This is a genomic window from Paenibacillus sp. MDMC362 (assembly GCF_003269305.1).
Classification (GTDB): Bacteria; Bacillota; Bacilli; order Paenibacillales; family Paenibacillaceae; genus Paenibacillus_AQ.
The window spans coordinates 1-16,946 of the sequence record NZ_QLYT01000025.1 but is presented as its reverse complement, the minus strand read 5'-3'; the positions used below and the strand labels follow the sequence as shown (position 1 = coordinate 16,946).

The window sequence follows — 16,946 nt, the reverse complement described above, 5'->3', positions numbered from 1 at the left end:
TTCAACTTCGTTTCCTATACTGCTCCGGCGTTGTACCGGTGAATTTTGCAAACGAGCGAAAAAACTGGCTTGTACTAGAAAAACCCAGATTGAAGCTGATATCCGTAACCGTCTCGTCGGACTGCTGTAGTCGTATCATTGCTTCTCTTATACGGAGTTGCAGTACGTACTGATATGGAGTGACACCCGTCAGGGACTTGAAAGACCGGATAAAATGATACCGGCTCTGCATCGCCAAGGAAGCCAGCGTGCTGATGTTCAAATGTTCCGTAAAGTGGGCATGCATAAATTCCAGCACACGCTGATGATATGGGTTCGAGTCCGTAAATGAGAGGGCCAGCTGCGGACTTATCGGCACGTTCCCTTTCCAAATCAACTCCCGCAGGTCGCTTATGATCCGGGTCTCCAGCTCTTCCTCCACCAGAGGGTCGGCTAAATCGAGTGCCATCATGCCTGAGGTCCACTGCCCTACATATTTTGAAACCCGGTTAACGTCAAACTGATGCCTGTACCTTGGTTCTCTGTGGATCGGAAACTCCTGGGGATATAAACGCTCATGGCTAATTCGAAGGATCACCAGACCCGATCCGTCGCCGATATGCAGTGAATGCCTGTCCCTGGGCTGGAGTAAGATGCCCTCGCCGGGCGGGAGTGCCATATCTTTAAACTCATGCTTAAAATGACAGGTTCCCTTGATCGGAATCGTGATCTGAAATTGATCTTCATGCGCATGCGGTGTATTTTCGAACGAGCTGTAAAACCCGTGTATTTCCAGCTGCGGCAGTATGATCTGCATTCTCATGTACTCACCCCAATTAAGTATAGCATAAAGTGCTTCCTCCAAAAGGCAATTTTCGCTACGACTTTTGCGGCAATGATCCGCTATGATGGGTAGAAAATATAAGGGGATGTGGGGATATGTCTCAAACTAATATGGCGGTGGACACGACGCCTAACAAAGCACTGGCAGTTCTGCTGGGGGTCAGCTTTGCACACCTGCTCAACGATGCGATGCAGTCGGTAGTTCCAGCGGTGTTTCCGATGTTTCAACAACAGATGCAGCTAAGCTATACGGAAATCGGCTGGATTGCTTTTACGCTAAATATAACAGCTTCCATTCTGCAGCCAGCCATCGGTTTTTACACTGACCGCCGACCCCTGCCGATTCTTCTACCTCTAGGGATGTGTTTTACCCTGTTAGGCATGGCAGGGTTGGCCCTATCGCCATCATTTGGCTCTTTGCTGCTATCAGCCGCCTTAATCGGGGTCGGTTCATCAGTGATTCATCCGGAGTCTTCACGCGTCGCCCATCTGGCGATGAACCACCGTAAAGGACTTGCGCAGTCCGTGTTTCAAGTTGGGGGCAATGCGGGGCAGGCATTTGCTCCACTGATGGCCGCCTTCATCATCAGCCCGCAGGGACAGGTCGGCTTCCTCTGGTTTATCCTACTGGCTGGTCTCGGCATCGTACTGCAACTCGGCGTCAGTCGTTGGTACAGTTTGCAAACACGACCATCCCGGATAACGAACAGCACCATCCACGGGGTGAGAAGTCGCTTCAGCAAATGGTTTATTGCCTATGTGTTGGGTATATTGATTCTTATGTTGTTTTCCAAATTCGTGTATCTCGCCAGCATGACTGGTTACTACGCATTCTACTTCATGGACAAGTACCACCTGCCGCTAACCACTGCTCAGATAAGCATCTTTGCACTGCAGTTTGCTGGGATGGCCGGTACATTCTTAGGCGGCCCGTTGGCTGACCGATTCGGTCGGCAGAAAATGATATGGTTCTCGATTCTGGGTACCTCCCCGTTTTCGCTGCTCCTTCCTTATGCGGGGGCTGCAGGCTCGGTAGTCTTATGCGCGGTCATCGGATTAATCCTCATGTCTGGATTCTCTGTCATTATCGTCTATGCTCAGGAAATGCTGCCAGGCCATGTGGGAACGGTTGCCGGCCTGTTCTTTGGACTTGCCTTTGGGATGGGCGGGCTAGGCTCTGTGATCATGGGAGGGCTGATGGATACGCACGGTGTAGAGCTCATGACTCAGGTATGTGCTTTTCTTCCGATGCTGGGGTTATTTGCGCTCCTACTGCCTCGTGATTCGGTTTTGATGGGGAAGCCTAATGCTTTGTCCTCCCATAATCGGAAGGACTCTCAAGGAATAACGGATTAGACGAACTACTAGAAAGGTCAGAACTCTAATGTATTAGAAAAAATCAGAAGAATAAAGAGAATAACAAAAAGCAGCTGGATCGTTTTATCAGCTGCTTTTTGTTATTTAGGTGTGTATATCTTCATAAATACTAGTTACTCTTACTAAGTATGAGGAATGGGGACCTGAGTTGTTAGATCTGGTAACTTCTAAGCGCGAGGGAGTTCTATCTTCGACGATGCGCCGGACGATTATTTTACCCCTCAAGTGACTCTCGGCTTCGTCGGATCGCAGTCCGGATTCTGTATTTCACCCAGTGCAGCCAACTTGGACAAATAGTAGCACTCTTCACGATACATATGATCTGGCATCAACGGATTAATCCGGTCCAGCACCTCCCCGCGCAGTTCAAATTCTTCGAGTTCTGCCAGAAAGTGCATGAACACCCTCATTTCCAGATCTATGTCAGCGTGAAATTTACGCATAGCAGGAAAATCCTTTAAATGGGTCCTTAAATAACCCGTCATTTCTACCGCCTTTAGATAAAAGCCTTCAAAATCTTTCTGAAACGCCATGCTTTTTGCGATTAACGGCTTTTCAGCAAAATCAAGATCGGCCGCCAGGCTTGCTGCATGGCCAAATGCATCCTGGAGCCAAACCATATCATAATGCAAGGGATGAAACAGAGGTACGCCCTTACCTTCTTGTAATGCCTGTAATATCCGCAGGTATTCCTCCAATTCATTTACCATATGATTGACAAAGGAAGGTGTCAGAAGGAAATCAATTTTGCCTGCAAGCTGTCGTTCCAGCAATTTCAGCTTGAACTCGCGCAGTTCATAAGTGGCTTTATAGGCATCCTTCGTCAGTTTCTCGATGAATGTGGAAGCATCGGGTCGCCTCGACTCCCCAAGCAGCATATCAAATCTAGCCATTAAGGACTCTGCTGTAGCGATATCCCCTTTTTCCTTGGGGGAAAGTGCGGTAAAAATAAAGCGACAGTGGTCGCCAAGAATCTGTAGCCAAAACCGGTGCTCATACAAGGGATCACTCATTGAAATTGCCCCTCCCAATAGCGTTATTCTCAGAAAATATATGCTGCAGACAGCGGAGTAGAACGCGGAAGGGATAATCATACCATAATTGCGGCTCGAGCATTATTGACGACAAAATACAGGATTGAAAGTTTTCAGTTGTTTGTGTCTAGCGCCACTTTACGACTGCATTTCGTTTTCGATCCGTTTCATAAAATCCTCAGCCGCACTGTATCCGAGTTGTTTCAGATACCAATTGTTGGCCGCCGCCTCGATCAGACTGGCGACGTCGCGTCCCGGCTGAAGCTGAACCTCGATATGCGGAATTTGAATGCCTAAATACTCTGTAAACTGAGGCACCGCCTCCAGCTCGTTGTTTAGGGAATTTTCACGCCAAGGCGACAGCTCAATATCAAGCACGATACGCGTTTCGTCCTGAAATGCCGTGCGCCCGTATTGACGAACGACATTGATCAGACCGATGCTTCGCAGCGCCAGAAACTCGCGGGTCGTCTCATTGTGTGTGCCAAGAAGAGTCGAAGGGCCCAGCTTTTTAAGCACAACAATATCGTCTGCCACAAATCGGTGACCTCGTCTGATCAAGGTGTGAGCTGTCTCGCTTTTGCCAATCCCGGATTTACCCCGAAGCAGGATTCCTATGCCCGATACATTCACACATACCGCATGGATTGACATCTCCGGTGCCAATGTCTTCACCAAATAACTGTCCAACTTGGCGATAAATTCCGTAGTCGTCTCTGTTGTCCGCAATAACGGTATGCCCTCTTGGTTACAGAAAAGGGTCAGATAAGGAATCTCCTGCTGTCCTGACGTGACAATAAAGCATGGCGGATGATATTTGACGATATTCCCGATATGTAACTTGCGTTCTTCTATGGTAAGCGTCAGCAAATAGTTGATTTCCTTGCGACCGAGCACCTGCACGCGCTCCATAGGAAAAAAATCGAAATACCCGACAAACTCCAGTCCCGGCCTGTGCGTCTGTGGACGGGTAATCATGCGATCCATGCGATTGGCTCCTGCCAGTACTTCCAAATGAAAAATTTCCGTAATACTTTGAACGGTGATCGACTTCATGTTGTTCTCCTCCTGCGATTGCAGTATGTATTCCGATATATTCAACGAACAACAGGAAATTTCCTGCCTATTTGCTTCCATACTATAAGACAGCGTCAATCTTCCAAGATCATCAGCGATCAATGACGACTACGACAATCTATATTCATGCACCGTTAGTGACACATAAAATACGAAAAGCCGCCTATTTGGCGACTCTTGTGAGTATATTATGTGATCCTAATCGTAGGCTTGCAGAGCATCATCTACAACAACTCAAAGGTAAGGTCAGGTGTGTCCTCTACCTTCACAGGCTCTATGGATTGTCCACCATATCCCATTTCCAGCACGGCAACGATCCGTTCACCATCATGAACACCAAATCGACGGGTGCATGCTCTATCATAAATCCAGTCATTCATCGTCATTCGTACATGGAGCATGCGATCCTGAGCAAGCAGACGGAAATTTTGCATGAGGCAGCTTGCTGCTGCGTAATCCTCTTCTCTTTTATGCGGATCCTGATCTTCCTTAATGACCAATATCAGATAAGCTGGAGCCTGGTCCTGTAAATTAGATAGCATGTTTGTGTTGTCAGAACCGATAAATATAAACCGCCAAGGTTCCCGCATTCCGTCATTAGGAGCCCATACAGCAACATTCAATAATTCCAAAATATGATTCTCGGAAACAGGTCTAGCGCTATAACTCATCCAATGCCCCCTCCTCCGCTCGTTAATATCGTCCATTTCTTTTCTGCTTGTGTTCGTGCTCTGCCTTTAGGAGCCTTATCGAAATAACCCAGATGAAAAATCCCAACCAGTCTCTCATTGGGCTGCAGCTTCAACAGATCGAATAATTCCTTGCTCTGCATCATCGGTTCGGTGTCCCACAATGTACCGAGCCGACGTTGCCAGGCAAGAAGCTGAAAATTTTGCATGATCCCGCAGACCGCTGCATAATTCATATCCCTTTTCCTTCTGTCCGCATCAGTAGAGGCAATAATAACGAGGTGGCCAGGTATATCGGTGACCCTCTTCCGAACGAAATCCCGAACCTTCTCCGGCAGCCATTTAACCAGCCTGTTCTTCACCAAGGGTTCCAGCATACTGGAAGCCAAACGTTCCTTCGCATCCGCCGTCCCCGCATAAACGCTTCGGAAGACCACTTCCTCTCTGGAAGGGTAAAGCTGCCGTGCACCGTAGAGTAAATCTATCACCAGCTCCTGGTCCACGGGAGTGGAGCTAAACTTGCGGATGCTTCTTCGTTCTCTGATCGTCTTCATGTAATTCATGTTTTCAACCCCCAGCCATTGCTCGCTTGAATCCCCCTTCAACTCTCTTCAAGGATCGCAACAGCGAACATATTCTTAATGATAAAAGTCAGCCAAATCTCCAAATAACCGCTTAATGAAGTCAAGCTCGGAATCGCTATATCTTTCCAAAAACTCGTTCATCCTCTGCTGCTCCTTGATATGGAACTCATCATGAATAGCAAAAAGCCTTTTTCCGGCCGCTGTTAGCCGGAAGTACACTTCTTTTTTGTTATCATTGAGCTGGGCCTTGCGCACCCACCCCGCCTTCAATAATTTATTGGTTATCTTCGAGGTGTTCCCTTTGCTTAATTTCATTGTCTCGGCAATGGAAGTGACATTAATCGGTTCTTGCTCCCCAATACACGCGATCGTATGCAGTTCCGTTATGTTTAGGGTGGCTTCTATCTCTATTATTTTCCGGAGTTCTTCGATAAAAGCGCTGCTTAACCGATTCTCATATTGTTCTTTTTGTTGCAGAAATTGAATGAAATTTTCATGGATAGCGTTTTTTATCATTTTGCTCGTACTCATGATTATGCAAGCTCCTCGACTCAATGTTTTCTTCATTATAACCAAAATTAGTTTCGTAAGAAACAATATGAGCACACAGTGGAAGTTACACCCCGGAAAGAAAAGATATTCCCAGTCATCCAGCCATATTACGCCCCCTTTGTTTCGGGTTATTGTTTCATTTGAATAAATAAAAATCTAGGAATTAAAAGTGTATTCTAATTACAACATAAAATATTTATTCATACGAAACAATTTAATATTAAGTCTATTTTGATGCGGTGTCAATTCTACCCATTCACCATAACCGGTTGAAAGGCAGTCGTATCTTTTCCTTCAGATCGAGTTTATCCCTTATGCTTCCAATGGAGAAAAAAAAGGCAGCTGCGCGGTCGCAGCTGCCTTTTGATTTGCAGAAATGGATTATTTGCTTGTTTTCAACGAAAGCGCAGGTCTCGTTAAGGAATAAACGGCGCAAATTAGCGACACCATGACGATTCCACCGCCTACCCAAGACGTACTGGCTACGGTGCCTCCCTGCTCTAACACGAGGCCACCGATAGCGGATCCCAGTGCAATACCGATTTGCAGCGCAGAATTGTTAAAACTCTGCTGGATATCGGACGAGCCCGGATCCACTTGAATCAAATAATTCTGCAGCGGAGGAGCCAGACTCCAGCTTAAAGCGCCCCATACCATCATCACGACTAAAAATACGCCGATTGAGAATGTAGAGAACGGGAGTAGAAACAACACCAGCATGAATGACGTAATGATGATTACAATGCTCTTGTGCGAGCCCAGCCGGTCGGCGAGCGCGCCTCCAAACGCCCCACCGCCGACTGCGGATAGGCCGAACAGGAAGTAACAGATGCTGATCCAGTACGGACTCAGCCCAAGCTCCGATTCAAGAAACGGCGTGAAGTATGCATAAATGGTGTAGTGCCCTGCAAGCATGAACAAGGTGGCGAGATGCGCTCCGGCGATTTTCGATTTGCCGAGCGCCTTGAGCTGAACGGATAACGGTGTGATATTTTCAGGCTTGATCCGATCCAGGAACATATAGATCAAGATCATGGAGCCAATCGACAGAATGCCGATACCGAGGAATAATATCCTCCATCCAAAAGCTTCACTGATCAAAATGCCGAGCGGTACGCCAAGCACCAATGACGAGCTGATCCCCATATAAATCACGCCTAATGCTTTCGCCCGATGTGCAGGCTCAACCACCTTGGCGGTAATGGTCAACGATAACACGATAATCAGCGCTGTGCTCATGGCGGTTAATATTCTGGCAGCCATTAACAGCGGAAAACTTGGACTTAGATAAGCCAGCAAGTTACCGATGAAGAAAACGAATAAAGAAATCATATAGAGCCGTTTCCGCTCCACTCTTGCCGTCAGCGCAAGGAGAACCGGTCCAGCTATGGCATAGACCAGGGCGAACACGGTAATGAGCTGACCAGCCGCACCGAGTGAGATATTCAAGTCGTCCGCGATGAGCGGCAGAATTCCGCCAACTATAAGTTCAACCAGCCCAACGGATATCGTCGAAATTGCAAGAATTAATACCTTCAGATTCATCTGGAATGGAATCCCCTTTCTTCGATGTCATATTTGCTTATGATCAACAAAAAAAATCCTGATTACAAAAAATGAGTAAACATTTTCTGTAGTCAGGATTTTCCGGTTCCTGGTAGAGACCCTCAGACCATATTAATGAGGTTATACATTCTAATATGTTTATTCAGTTGCACAACAATCGTTGATTAATTTATCACATCCGTTACGAAATATCAAGATCCCAGGCAGGATTCCAGCAAATCTCCCATAAGTGCCCGTCCGGATCGAGAAAGTGGCCGGAGTAGCCCCCCCAGAATGTGTCTTGTGCCGGCACGGTTACCTTCGCACCCGCCCTGCTGGCTTGCTCCATCACCTCATCCACTTCTTCCTTGCTGCCGACGTTATGACCGATGGTAAACTCCGAGGAACTTGGAGGAGACAGAGGAACATTCGCCTCAACTGACAGATCTTTGCGATTCCATATCGCCAGTTTCACGCCTGCTTGCAAGTCAAAAAATGCTACAGCCCCATGTTCAAATTCCGTACCAATAATCCCTTCGGTCGATAGGCCGAGTCCATCACGGTAAAACTTCAATGACCGCTCCAGGTCATCAACGCCGATTGTAAGTACGGATATACGTGCCTTCATAATCGCATTACCTCCTATGCATCATCATCGTTACCTCTTTTACATTTTCGCCGATGGCTCTATCAAAAGATTGTAAAAAACGGACAACGTGCGCCTACACGTCGAGAGTTCCATCATCGATCACTTCAAAGCCTGTTTCGGTGACATGCCATATAAACGCCTGAAGTTGTTAATAAAATGGGGTTGATCATAGTACCCGTAGCGGGCAGCGATATCAGAAAACCTTGTCGGCTTGGCCTGATGCAATTCCTGCAGCATGTTTTGAAAACGAATAATCTCCGTCATGACCTTCGGGCTGACGCCGAGTTCCTTCTGAAATGTTCTTCTTATGTTTCTCTCACTATAATTAAGTTTTTCCGCCAGGGCGCGAACCGTTATTCTCCCCTTAGCGGCGTACAGATACTGCATGCTGTGCTCGAGCAGCGGCTCGGTACGGACGTTGCTCCGGCCTAAGACGCCCATTAAGAATCTTTCAACCAATTCCATTCGGTGAGCGGAATCCAGAGCCGCGACCATTTCTTCGTTCAGCTGATTCACATCCAGCCCCCATGCTTCCTCCAAGTATACAGGACCCTCACGGAAATCGGAAGCTGGATAATGGATGAATGGGCGAACGGTTTCCGCAAAAAAACGAATACCGAACAGTGACTGATCCTGCGTGAGTCTCATGGCTTCGTAAGATGACATCAGTCCGGTAATGAAGCCGGAGGTTGAAGCATCCCGTGCCTTTAGATTAAATATAATATCGACGCAGCCGTCAGGAAGAATGCGATGAAGCGGCTGCTGAAGTGACGAAGCTTGATAATCCAAGGTCCAATAACAGGCCACATAAGGAGTTAATAACGGGCTTGGCAGATATTCTTGATAAGTATAAGAAGAATCCGAAGATGGGTTCTCTATCGTTGGTGCTTGTATAGGGACATAGTTCCGCAAGTGTGCTCACCCTTATTTACGTTGGATATACAAATGACTCGAACGAACAATACAATTATAGCAACTAGATTAATGCTCCCTGCTTGTACCTGTAGGTACATAACATGGCCGTCACGCGTCGTAATGTAAACCTTCCAATCCGATCCCCCGTTACTCCGCTCCCGTCTTTCATGACAAAGGTTCGGATGTCCTCGGTGCCGGCGAATTACATCCCTGAATAAACGTTCCTATTCGCAACGCCGCTTCGCGCAGGGCCGCCTCTTCCTGAACTAACGCGATTCGCACGTAGCCTTCTCCTTCGGAGCCGAAAGCATCCCCAGGAATAACCGCAACGCCGGTTTCCAGCAGTAACTCGCGGGCGAAACGGCGCGAGCTCCATTGAAGATCACGGAATGCTTCAGGAAGCCGTGCCCATAGAAACATCGTGGCCTGTGGCTTAGGAACAACCCATCCCGCTTCGGCTAGCGATGCCACGAGGACATCACGCCGTTGTTCATATAGCGAAGCGACACCCTGTTCCTCATCGGCAGATGCCATAGCTTGACTCAGTGCATGGACAGCCGCAATCTGTACAGGCTTGAATACACCGAAATCAATGTTGCTTTTGTACTCCCGCAGCGCGCTCACTGCTCCCTCATGACCGGCAAGAAAGCCGATGCGGCACCCTGCCATGTTAAAGCTCTTGGAGAAAGAGTGGAATTCTACCGCAATGTCGATGGCACCCGGGACCTGCAGAATACTCATGGGGCGGTAGCCGTCAAAACCCATTTCAGAATAGGCAAGGTCATGAACGATCAGGACGTCCCATTTTTTCGCCAAACCAACCAACTTTTCAAAAAAAGCTAGATCGGCCCGGACCGCAATCGGATTCCCCGGAAAATTCAGCAGGATGAAGGTCGCTTTCGCCCAAATCTCTTCCGGAATGCTCTCCAGATCCGGCACGAATCCAAACTCCTCCTTCAGTGGAAGATACCAAGGCGTTACGCCTGCAATCGCAAGCGCACCCGCATAAATCGGATATCCCGGATTCGGCACAATGGCTACATCCCTCGGATTACATATGGCCTGAGCCAGATGCGATAGTCCATCCTGGGAGCCCATCAAAGCCAGGATTTCGGTATCCGGATTAACATTCACGCCAAATCGATGCAGCATCCAAGCCGCCGATTGCTCTCGGAACTCCATGGTTCCTCTTGTGCCTGGATATGTATAGTTATCTGCTTTCAGCGCTTCTTGGCTAAGCACCTCACGGATATCCTCGGAAGGGCCACGGTCAGGGCTGCCGATGCTTAAGTCGATAATATGTCTTCCTTCTTGAAAAGCCTCTTGTTTCCACTCGCTGACCTCGGCAAATATGGAAGAACCGATCTGCGATAGTTTGTCCGCACGCCATGAGCGTTTGGAAGTTTGATTCGGCAAGATATCCACCCACTCCACTTTTTTTCCTACATTATAGCATGAAGGCGGAGGAGCATCTCTGTGAAATCCTCATTTCAAGCTTGACTTGAAAAGCCTTTCATAACGTAAGATCAAAGCATACAAAAAGAGAAATCAGGAGAAGAGACAACCATGACCAGAACACGAGAGACCATCTTTATTATCGCCTTTACGTTTGCCGCCTTTGTACTGGGTACTACCGAATACGTCATTGTTGGATTATTAAAAGACATTAGCGTAAGTCTCAGCATTTCGCTTGCCGCTGCCGGCGTCCTCGTATCCAGCTTCGCCATTGCATATGCCCTCGGAACGCCGTTTGCCGTGACGCTGCTCGGACGCATACCGCGGCATGTTACCATTCTGACAGCGTATATAGCAGTGTTAGTGTTTAATTATTTGACCATCTTTGCCACTACGTACCCCGTCATGTTATTCATTCGCGTCATGACCGCGATGCTGTGCGGACTAACCTTATCGCTGGCGATTGCCGCGACCAGCGAGCACATGAGCGCTTCCCGCAGAGCCGGTGCGGTTGCCTGGATCATCGGAGGTTTCTCGATTGCCAATGTCCTTGGCGTTCCCGTCGGAACGCAGATCGGCCAGATGGCAGGATGGCAAACGGCTTTCATCGTTACATCATTGGTCGGGATCATCCCGCTAGCCTTGATGCTGGCGGTCATACCCAAGAGCAATACCATTAGCGTAAGCTCCATGAAACAGCAATTTGCCTTGTTCAAGAACAAGCGAATACGACTTGCCTTCTTCATTCCGGTCCTTGGGGTAGGCTCCGTTTTTATCGTATACACGTACATAACGCCGCTATTGGAAAATGTGATGGGGATTCCACAGCAATGGATCAGCACTGTTCTGCTCGCTTACGGCGCTTTCACAATTCTTAGCAATTGGCTCGGGGCCAAGGTAGCACAAGGCAATTCAAGGGTAAAATTGAAAGTGATTTTCACCATCCAAGCGATGATTATGATGGCTCTTGCGCTTACCCTATCCCTCCCCTGGACGGCCTTAGTGTCGTTAATGCTGGTCGCCTGCTTTTCCTTTGCGCTCAGTACCGCCGTTCAGCTATATCTGATTGACCTGGCGGATGAATCTTCTCCCGGCTCCAAGGACTTCGCTTCCACGCTCATGCCGGTTGCATCCAATTTGGGTATCGCCATTGGTTCCCTATTGGGCAGCCTGGTCGTGGATAACGTCGGTCTTGAATACCTGCCTTGGGCTGCCGTAGTGTTCGCTATCGGAGCATTTGCCGTTACTTCCCGCTGTCATCAGCTGGATCAAGAACAACTGGACATAACGCTGTTAACATCAGCAAAAGCTTCATAGAACGCTATTCCCCAATCCTTCTCATATTCCGTTGAGAGGGATTTTGGGATACCGGCCGGAAATCGGTCGCTCTCTTAAAAACAGATACCTTTTCGGAAGAATGCCACAGTAACTAAAAACAAATACCTTTTCGGAATAACGACACAGTAATAACGTTTTGTTTCAAAGGAAAAATAATCCAAGAAAGGAGGGTATTTCAAAAAAGCATACCCGTTGTGCAACGGAGTAAGCATTTTATCTTGCCTCTTCTGCCTTCTACCCGCGTGTGTCCAAAAATAGGCCGAGTCCCGCGTACAACTGTTATTCAGCTCTGCAGCGTTTAACCGTGAACAGAATCCCTCATTAGATACCACCACCCGGCATTGTTAACATCCGTAGAGTTGCCCTCACTAGGATACCGCCATCCGGTATCGTCAATATCCACCCAATTGCAATCTTTGAGGACACTGGTTCCGCTATTTCCTTGTTTTTACCCATTTCACAGCAATATGTGGACAAGAGATCCGCTATTGCGAGATTTTTGGTGATTAATCCGTGAATACGGTGCAATAGCGGATCGTGTGTCCGCGTAACATCCATAATCGGCCGATTTTCGCGAAATAACGGATCCTCTGTCCTCTTGACCTCCATGATGGGCGAATTCCAGTATATAGCGAGTCCCCTTTCGCCCTTTTGGTTTTAGTGATCATAGGGATTACCTTTTCTCAAGGTTGTATGTACTTAACCAAAACTCGTGAAAATAATATGAGGATGTTATACCCTTTCGCTACCATTGGTAAAAAAGAAAAGACGACTGCATCGCAGTCATCTTTCTTGTTCATTTTTATCATGAATTATGTCAACCAATCTTCAAATGAATCCGCCAAGCTCTGCAACTCTTGAAAGAACATGCTGGCATGATAACCATCACACACAGCATGGTGCACCTGCAATGAGACTGGAAGCAGAATACGGCCACCCTGCTCCGTATATTTTCCGCCGGTTATGATGGGAAGAAGATAGTCTGCTTCATTGACAATGTTTAGATTAAATCCGCTAAAGCTTGCCCAAGGTATCATGGATATGGGAAACGTGTTCGGCGGTGGATTCTCTTTAACGAACAGCCCTTTTGCATCCCGATATTGCTCCATGTCCTGCTCGTAATGATCATGGAATCGATAGAAATCATTCGAGAATGCTGTCCATAAACAGGAGAAGGTATGATCATCGTTATGGAAAAAAGTATAACTCGGCGTCATCCGATCCCAGTAACCCAATTCCCCTTCGGGACTAAAGGAAGTTTTGAATTCAACCCGGTCGTTGACAACTCTCGTAACCATATAAATAAAAGCTGGATAAAGCTTGAATCCATCAGCTTTTAACGAATACAACAAGCGAGTAATGTCGATATCCACGGTGATGCTGAAGGTGCATTTATTTGATCGAAGATAATGCTCGTAATAAGGCTTTCTCGTCCATTGTTCAACATTTATATTGTGAAACTTCATCGTTTTTGCCCTCCTAAAAATAATATCGTTCTATTTTCAGGAGGGAACATCCACTGATCTAATCACACGCCATCACTCCAAAATTCCGTATTGGCAGATTTCTGTTATATCTTCGTTCTTATCTGATTCTGCCCAGCTTCATTATTATAAATGATACAGCCATCAAAAAAAATAGGTTTCTGTTTATGAGCCCACTGGGTACTTGTGCACTCAACACATGCACAGGATACGTATGATATACCAATTCGAGGGGAGGCGTTCGAGTGCCCAGCGGAAGGAAACGATCAAAACCATGCATTCACACCACGCTCCTTACCTCTTGTTATTCTCCTAAAACAACAATAAAGGCTTCACTCCTCAAGCGGATGCTCAAGTCGTGAAGCCTAATTGTAATCAGTTCTTAATGATGTCCTTCAGGCATTTGGGTAAACAGCAGGTTTACTGGCAAATTGCTTCCTGGCGCAGCCGTTAGCATGATTTCAACCTTTTGTTCGTAATCGCCTGTACGATAGAGGACCGCTTGCTCGCCAGGTGCAACCTGCCCAAGGGAATAAATCGGCACAATCGTTCCATTTACCATGGCATAGCCCGAGTACTTACCGCCCCGCGGGTTAAACGAGATCAGAGTATCCGGCGCTACGCGATCCAATGTTATTTTATACAGGACACCAAAGTTACCCGTGTTGTGCGTAATGTCCCCCACCATAGGGTCCATACCTTCCAGGTTAGGGTCATCCTGATTGTCTCCAAGTACGAGACGCTCGGAATTTGCACCCACCAGTTCGGAATAACGGATGACTCGTGTTGAATCCGGATAGGTTCCACGGTTGTGAACCCCATCGCGATTCAGGATGGGCAGCGTGCTTAAAACCTTCAATGGATCGGATTTTTCATCAATCATCACGACATCGAACTGAATCGGCAGATCACTGTACATATCCGAGTAGAGGGAAATGACATGTCCTTGCTTCATTCTCACATCGCTCAGTTCCGTCATAACCAGTTTCTGTTCGCCTGGTGCAAGCGTCACTGAAGTCCGCTTCGAATCGTCCTGCATGGATTGGAAGTAGTTTAGCACAGATTTCTTGCCTGCTGCCGTCGCAATCGGCGATGGACCAGCAAATCCCAAGTAATCTTGTCTGAGCGTTACCGGGGTGCTGTTCTTGTTCGTTGCAATAACGTACATTTTCACATTTTTATTCAAATTATTGACATGGTGAATCATAAAGCGCATATCGCCAACCGCCGTCTCTTGGTACACAATACCTTCGCTGTTGACGGTTTCCGGACTGTTACTGCGAATCAACGTGCTTGGCTCGTCGTAAAAATCGTAGCTAATCTTCGGACGCGAAGTCACATTGCCGAGGAACGTGAATTTCTCCCCTTCCGGGATAAAGAGCATATTGAAATCCTCTTCTTGATATAAGGTCTCATTCGTCACGTTAATCGTCGTCTCGTAGGTGGAGCTAAGTCCCTTCTTGTCCGTCGCCGTTAACTTGATCGTATAAACGCCCGGTGTGAAGAAAGCATATTGTTTATTCTCCCACTTGTAGGTCAGATCCTCAGGATTGTCCTGGTCATCTGTAGTTTGATTCGTATAGGTAATCAACTCACCCATTTTATACTCGGACTTATCGGTCTCGAACATGGCAACAGGCGGAAGATTCGGCTGAATGACCGTAATCGTTTGGCTATAAGGCTCACTCCACGCTCCTGTAGAATCTTGAACCGAGTAAGTGACTATGTATTCGCCTGGCGCATCGAAAATATCCTGTTTGCCTTCCCAGCGTTCATTGATGATTTCACCTTGTACATTCTCCAGCTGCGGTGTATAGGTCACTGTAGTTTGTCCTGCATAAATTTCCTTAGGCCCCACCGTAAACTTGGCTACGGGCTTGGTTTCCAAATTCATGATGACACGCTTGCCTACATTATCCACTTTGTATTGAATATCGAGCGCTTGAGTTATAGCTGTCAACGGAACCATGAAGGTGCTCTTCGTCTGGTAGGAGGTTCCTTTCATCTCTTTCGTTACGCCATTCACGGTATACTTGCTGCTGTCTGTTTTAAAGCGAAGCTCATTGGTTCCTTTGGTAATAACGGTCTCTTTGGTCTTCTTATCGTAAGTGACCTTGAAGCCTACACGGTCCACAAGGGCACGAATGGGAACATAAGATACTCCCTTTTTGACTTGCATCGGCTGCGGTGCATTGTAGGTAACGCCGCCTTGTACCATTTTTGTACTATTAAAATACAGAATAAGTTCTTTACCCGTCACGGTTTGCTGGTTATTCTGGTTGTCCTGCTCTCCCGTAGTTGTTGCCGGATCTTGCACTTCGCCAGTTTCCTCAACCGGTACTTCGGTTGTTCCTGCTTCATTCGGTTCTTGCTCTTCTGTCTCTGTCGTAGTGGTTGTTTCTGTTGTTTCTTGAGCAGCGTCTGTACCCCCGGATGTTACTGCTTTGGTTGCCGCAGCGTTCTGCTCGTACACTTCTTGGGTGACTGACTGTTGTGGTTTGTCTGCGGTATTTGCATCCGCGCTCGCCGGATAAGCTGCCGCTAATTGGGCAACAGCCAATACGGTTAGCAATGATCGTTTCTTCAGTTTCATTCCATAACTCCTTCTAATCCTTTTTTGATATTTATTTAGGTCATACTATTAGACGCAAATTTTGGTAAAAAAGTTTCTCTTATCTGTTAATAATATTTACGATAAAATAGATTATTGTAAAACCTATGAAAAATCCCTCAATAGCACGATGGCTATAGCGGAATTATGGTGTGCATATTCACTCAAGATAGATGCCCCTGCAAATTCGTAGCCGCGATTATCTTTTTCCCGCTCCGATCATATCTCCATAGATGAACGCCTGTATCGCCTGTCAGAATATGAATATCCGTATGATAAGGAAGATTCAAGAAACTTCGGAATAACATCGTGATCATCCCGCCGTGTGAGACAATACAAACCCTTTTCAAATCAGGCTCGCTATGAATTGTAGTAAACAGCTTAGATATGAATTGTTCGGCTCTTGCTCTGAACTGTACTTCAGATTCTCCGCCTTCGATCGCATCGTGCCGTTTTCTTCCTCCATCAGGCAGGGGATATTTAAGTAAAGCCTCTTCTCTTAGCATACCGGCGATGACCCCATTATTTTGCTCCATTAAATCATCATCGTAGGTAACGGGGACTTTTGTCGTATCAGCTATGGCTGCCGCTGTCTGCTTGGCCCGTTTTAACGTGCTGGAGAAAATGGCATCCAAAGTATATTCACGATGAATCCATTCTGCCAGGAGCCGTGCCTGCTGCTGGCCAAGATCCGTCAGTGCGTAGTCAGCCCTTCCTTCACACCGATTCATAATATCCGCTTCCGATTGTCCATGTCTGACGACCAGAATTTCAACCACGTCACATCCCCCTGTTCTCCTTTACTCTCTATAAC

At 47.1% G+C, this 16,946-nt stretch carries 15 protein-coding genes and 1 riboswitch; of the genes, 2 read left to right on the top strand and 13 right to left on the bottom strand.

Annotated elements, in window-relative coordinates:
• Position 1: 1 nt before the first annotated feature.
• A complete protein-coding gene (locus DP091_RS14070) occupies positions 2–802 on the bottom strand; it encodes an AraC family transcriptional regulator (RefSeq protein ID WP_113058888.1) in 801 nt (266 codons plus the stop codon).
• 116 nt (positions 803–918) lie between these two features.
• Here DP091_RS14070 and DP091_RS14065 point away from each other — a divergent pair, with 116 nt between their 5' ends.
• Positions 919–2,178, top strand: coding sequence for an MFS transporter (locus DP091_RS14065; protein WP_113058887.1), 1,260 nt, complete (start codon positions 919–921; stop codon positions 2,176–2,178).
• 242 nt (positions 2,179–2,420) lie between these two features.
• On the opposite strand, the gene DP091_RS14060 is transcribed toward DP091_RS14065, so the two are convergent.
• The 9 genes from DP091_RS14060 to DP091_RS14020 form a co-directional block, all read right to left on the bottom strand.
• Complete coding sequence (locus DP091_RS14060) at positions 2,421–3,212, bottom strand: DUF2935 domain-containing protein (protein ID WP_113058886.1); 792 nt, start codon at positions 3,210–3,212, stop codon at positions 2,421–2,423.
• A 159-nt stretch (positions 3,213–3,371) separates the two neighbouring features.
• Positions 3,372–4,289, bottom strand: coding sequence for an HPr(Ser) kinase/phosphatase (hprK, locus tag DP091_RS14055; protein ID WP_071218491.1), 918 nt, complete (start codon positions 4,287–4,289; stop codon positions 3,372–3,374).
• Between the two features lie 245 nt (positions 4,290–4,534).
• Positions 4,535–4,981, bottom strand: coding sequence for a nitroreductase family protein (locus DP091_RS14050; RefSeq protein WP_181469804.1), 447 nt, complete (start codon positions 4,979–4,981; stop codon positions 4,535–4,537).
• Positions 4,978–5,562 (bottom strand): nitroreductase family protein, encoded by a 585-nt coding sequence (locus tag DP091_RS14045; RefSeq protein WP_113058885.1) that lies wholly within the window; start codon positions 5,560–5,562, stop codon positions 4,978–4,980. The genes DP091_RS14050 and DP091_RS14045 overlap by 4 nt, the downstream gene beginning before the upstream one ends.
• A gap of 75 nt (positions 5,563–5,637) precedes the next feature.
• Positions 5,638–6,114, bottom strand: coding sequence for a MarR family transcriptional regulator (locus tag DP091_RS14040; RefSeq protein ID WP_113058884.1), 477 nt, complete (start codon positions 6,112–6,114; stop codon positions 5,638–5,640).
• Positions 6,115–6,516: 402 nt separating this feature from the next.
• The gene (locus DP091_RS14035) at positions 6,517–7,680 is read right to left on the bottom strand and encodes an MFS transporter (RefSeq protein WP_113058883.1); all 1,164 of its coding nucleotides are present in this window, start codon (positions 7,678–7,680) and stop codon (positions 6,517–6,519) included.
• A 69-nt stretch (positions 7,681–7,749) separates the two neighbouring features.
• Positions 7,750–7,849, bottom strand: a riboswitch (purine riboswitch).
• Between the two features lie 33 nt (positions 7,850–7,882).
• Positions 7,883–8,308, bottom strand: coding sequence for a VOC family protein (locus DP091_RS14030; RefSeq protein WP_113058882.1), 426 nt, complete (start codon positions 8,306–8,308; stop codon positions 7,883–7,885).
• A 120-nt stretch (positions 8,309–8,428) separates the two neighbouring features.
• A complete protein-coding gene (locus DP091_RS14025) occupies positions 8,429–9,241 on the bottom strand; it encodes a helix-turn-helix transcriptional regulator (protein ID WP_113058881.1) in 813 nt (270 codons plus the stop codon).
• A 168-nt stretch (positions 9,242–9,409) separates the two neighbouring features.
• Positions 9,410–10,678 carry an aminotransferase class I/II-fold pyridoxal phosphate-dependent enzyme gene (locus DP091_RS14020; protein WP_113058880.1) on the bottom strand — a complete coding sequence of 423 codons (1,269 nt, stop codon included), beginning with the start codon at positions 10,676–10,678 and terminating at the stop codon, positions 9,410–9,412.
• Positions 10,679–10,810: 132 nt separating this feature from the next.
• Here DP091_RS14020 and DP091_RS14015 point away from each other — a divergent pair, with 132 nt between their 5' ends.
• On the top strand, positions 10,811–12,016 hold the full coding sequence (locus DP091_RS14015) for an MFS transporter (protein WP_113058879.1): 1,206 nt from the start codon (positions 10,811–10,813) through the stop codon (positions 12,014–12,016).
• Between the two features lie 833 nt (positions 12,017–12,849).
• Here DP091_RS14015 and catA read toward each other — a convergent pair.
• The 3 genes from catA to DP091_RS13995 form a co-directional block, all read right to left on the bottom strand.
• Positions 12,850–13,503, bottom strand: a complete 654-nt coding sequence (gene catA / locus DP091_RS14005) for a type A chloramphenicol O-acetyltransferase (protein ID WP_113058877.1) — start codon at positions 13,501–13,503, stop codon at positions 12,850–12,852.
• Between the two features lie 400 nt (positions 13,504–13,903).
• The gene (locus DP091_RS14000) at positions 13,904–16,114 is read right to left on the bottom strand and encodes a stalk domain-containing protein (protein WP_113058876.1); all 2,211 of its coding nucleotides are present in this window, start codon (positions 16,112–16,114) and stop codon (positions 13,904–13,906) included.
• Between the two features lie 182 nt (positions 16,115–16,296).
• Positions 16,297–16,911, bottom strand: coding sequence for a histidine phosphatase family protein (locus tag DP091_RS13995; protein ID WP_113058875.1), 615 nt, complete (start codon positions 16,909–16,911; stop codon positions 16,297–16,299).
• Between the last annotated feature and the right edge of the window lie 35 nt (positions 16,912–16,946).

Coding starts and splice junctions, on each gene's coding strand:
- DP091_RS14070 (WP_113058888.1), bottom strand. CDS start 802: ATGAGAATGCAGATCATACTGCCGCAGCTGGAAATACACGGGTTTTAC.
- DP091_RS14065 (WP_113058887.1), top strand. CDS start 919: ATGTCTCAAACTAATATGGCGGTGGACACGACGCCTAACAAAGCACTG.
- DP091_RS14060 (WP_113058886.1), bottom strand. CDS start 3,212: ATGAGTGATCCCTTGTATGAGCACCGGTTTTGGCTACAGATTCTTGGC.
- hprK (WP_071218491.1), bottom strand. CDS start 4,289: ATGAAGTCGATCACCGTTCAAAGTATTACGGAAATTTTTCATTTGGAA.
- DP091_RS14050 (WP_181469804.1), bottom strand. CDS start 4,981: ATGAGTTATAGCGCTAGACCTGTTTCCGAGAATCATATTTTGGAATTA.
- DP091_RS14045 (WP_113058885.1), bottom strand. CDS start 5,562: ATGAATTACATGAAGACGATCAGAGAACGAAGAAGCATCCGCAAGTTT.
- DP091_RS14040 (WP_113058884.1), bottom strand. CDS start 6,114: ATGAGTACGAGCAAAATGATAAAAAACGCTATCCATGAAAATTTCATT.
- DP091_RS14035 (WP_113058883.1), bottom strand. CDS start 7,680: ATGAATCTGAAGGTATTAATTCTTGCAATTTCGACGATATCCGTTGGG.
- DP091_RS14030 (WP_113058882.1), bottom strand. CDS start 8,308: ATGAAGGCACGTATATCCGTACTTACAATCGGCGTTGATGACCTGGAG.
- DP091_RS14015 (WP_113058879.1), top strand. CDS start 10,811: ATGACCAGAACACGAGAGACCATCTTTATTATCGCCTTTACGTTTGCC.
- catA (WP_113058877.1), bottom strand. CDS start 13,503: ATGAAGTTTCACAATATAAATGTTGAACAATGGACGAGAAAGCCTTAT.
- DP091_RS14000 (WP_113058876.1), bottom strand. CDS start 16,114: ATGAAACTGAAGAAACGATCATTGCTAACCGTATTGGCTGTTGCCCAA.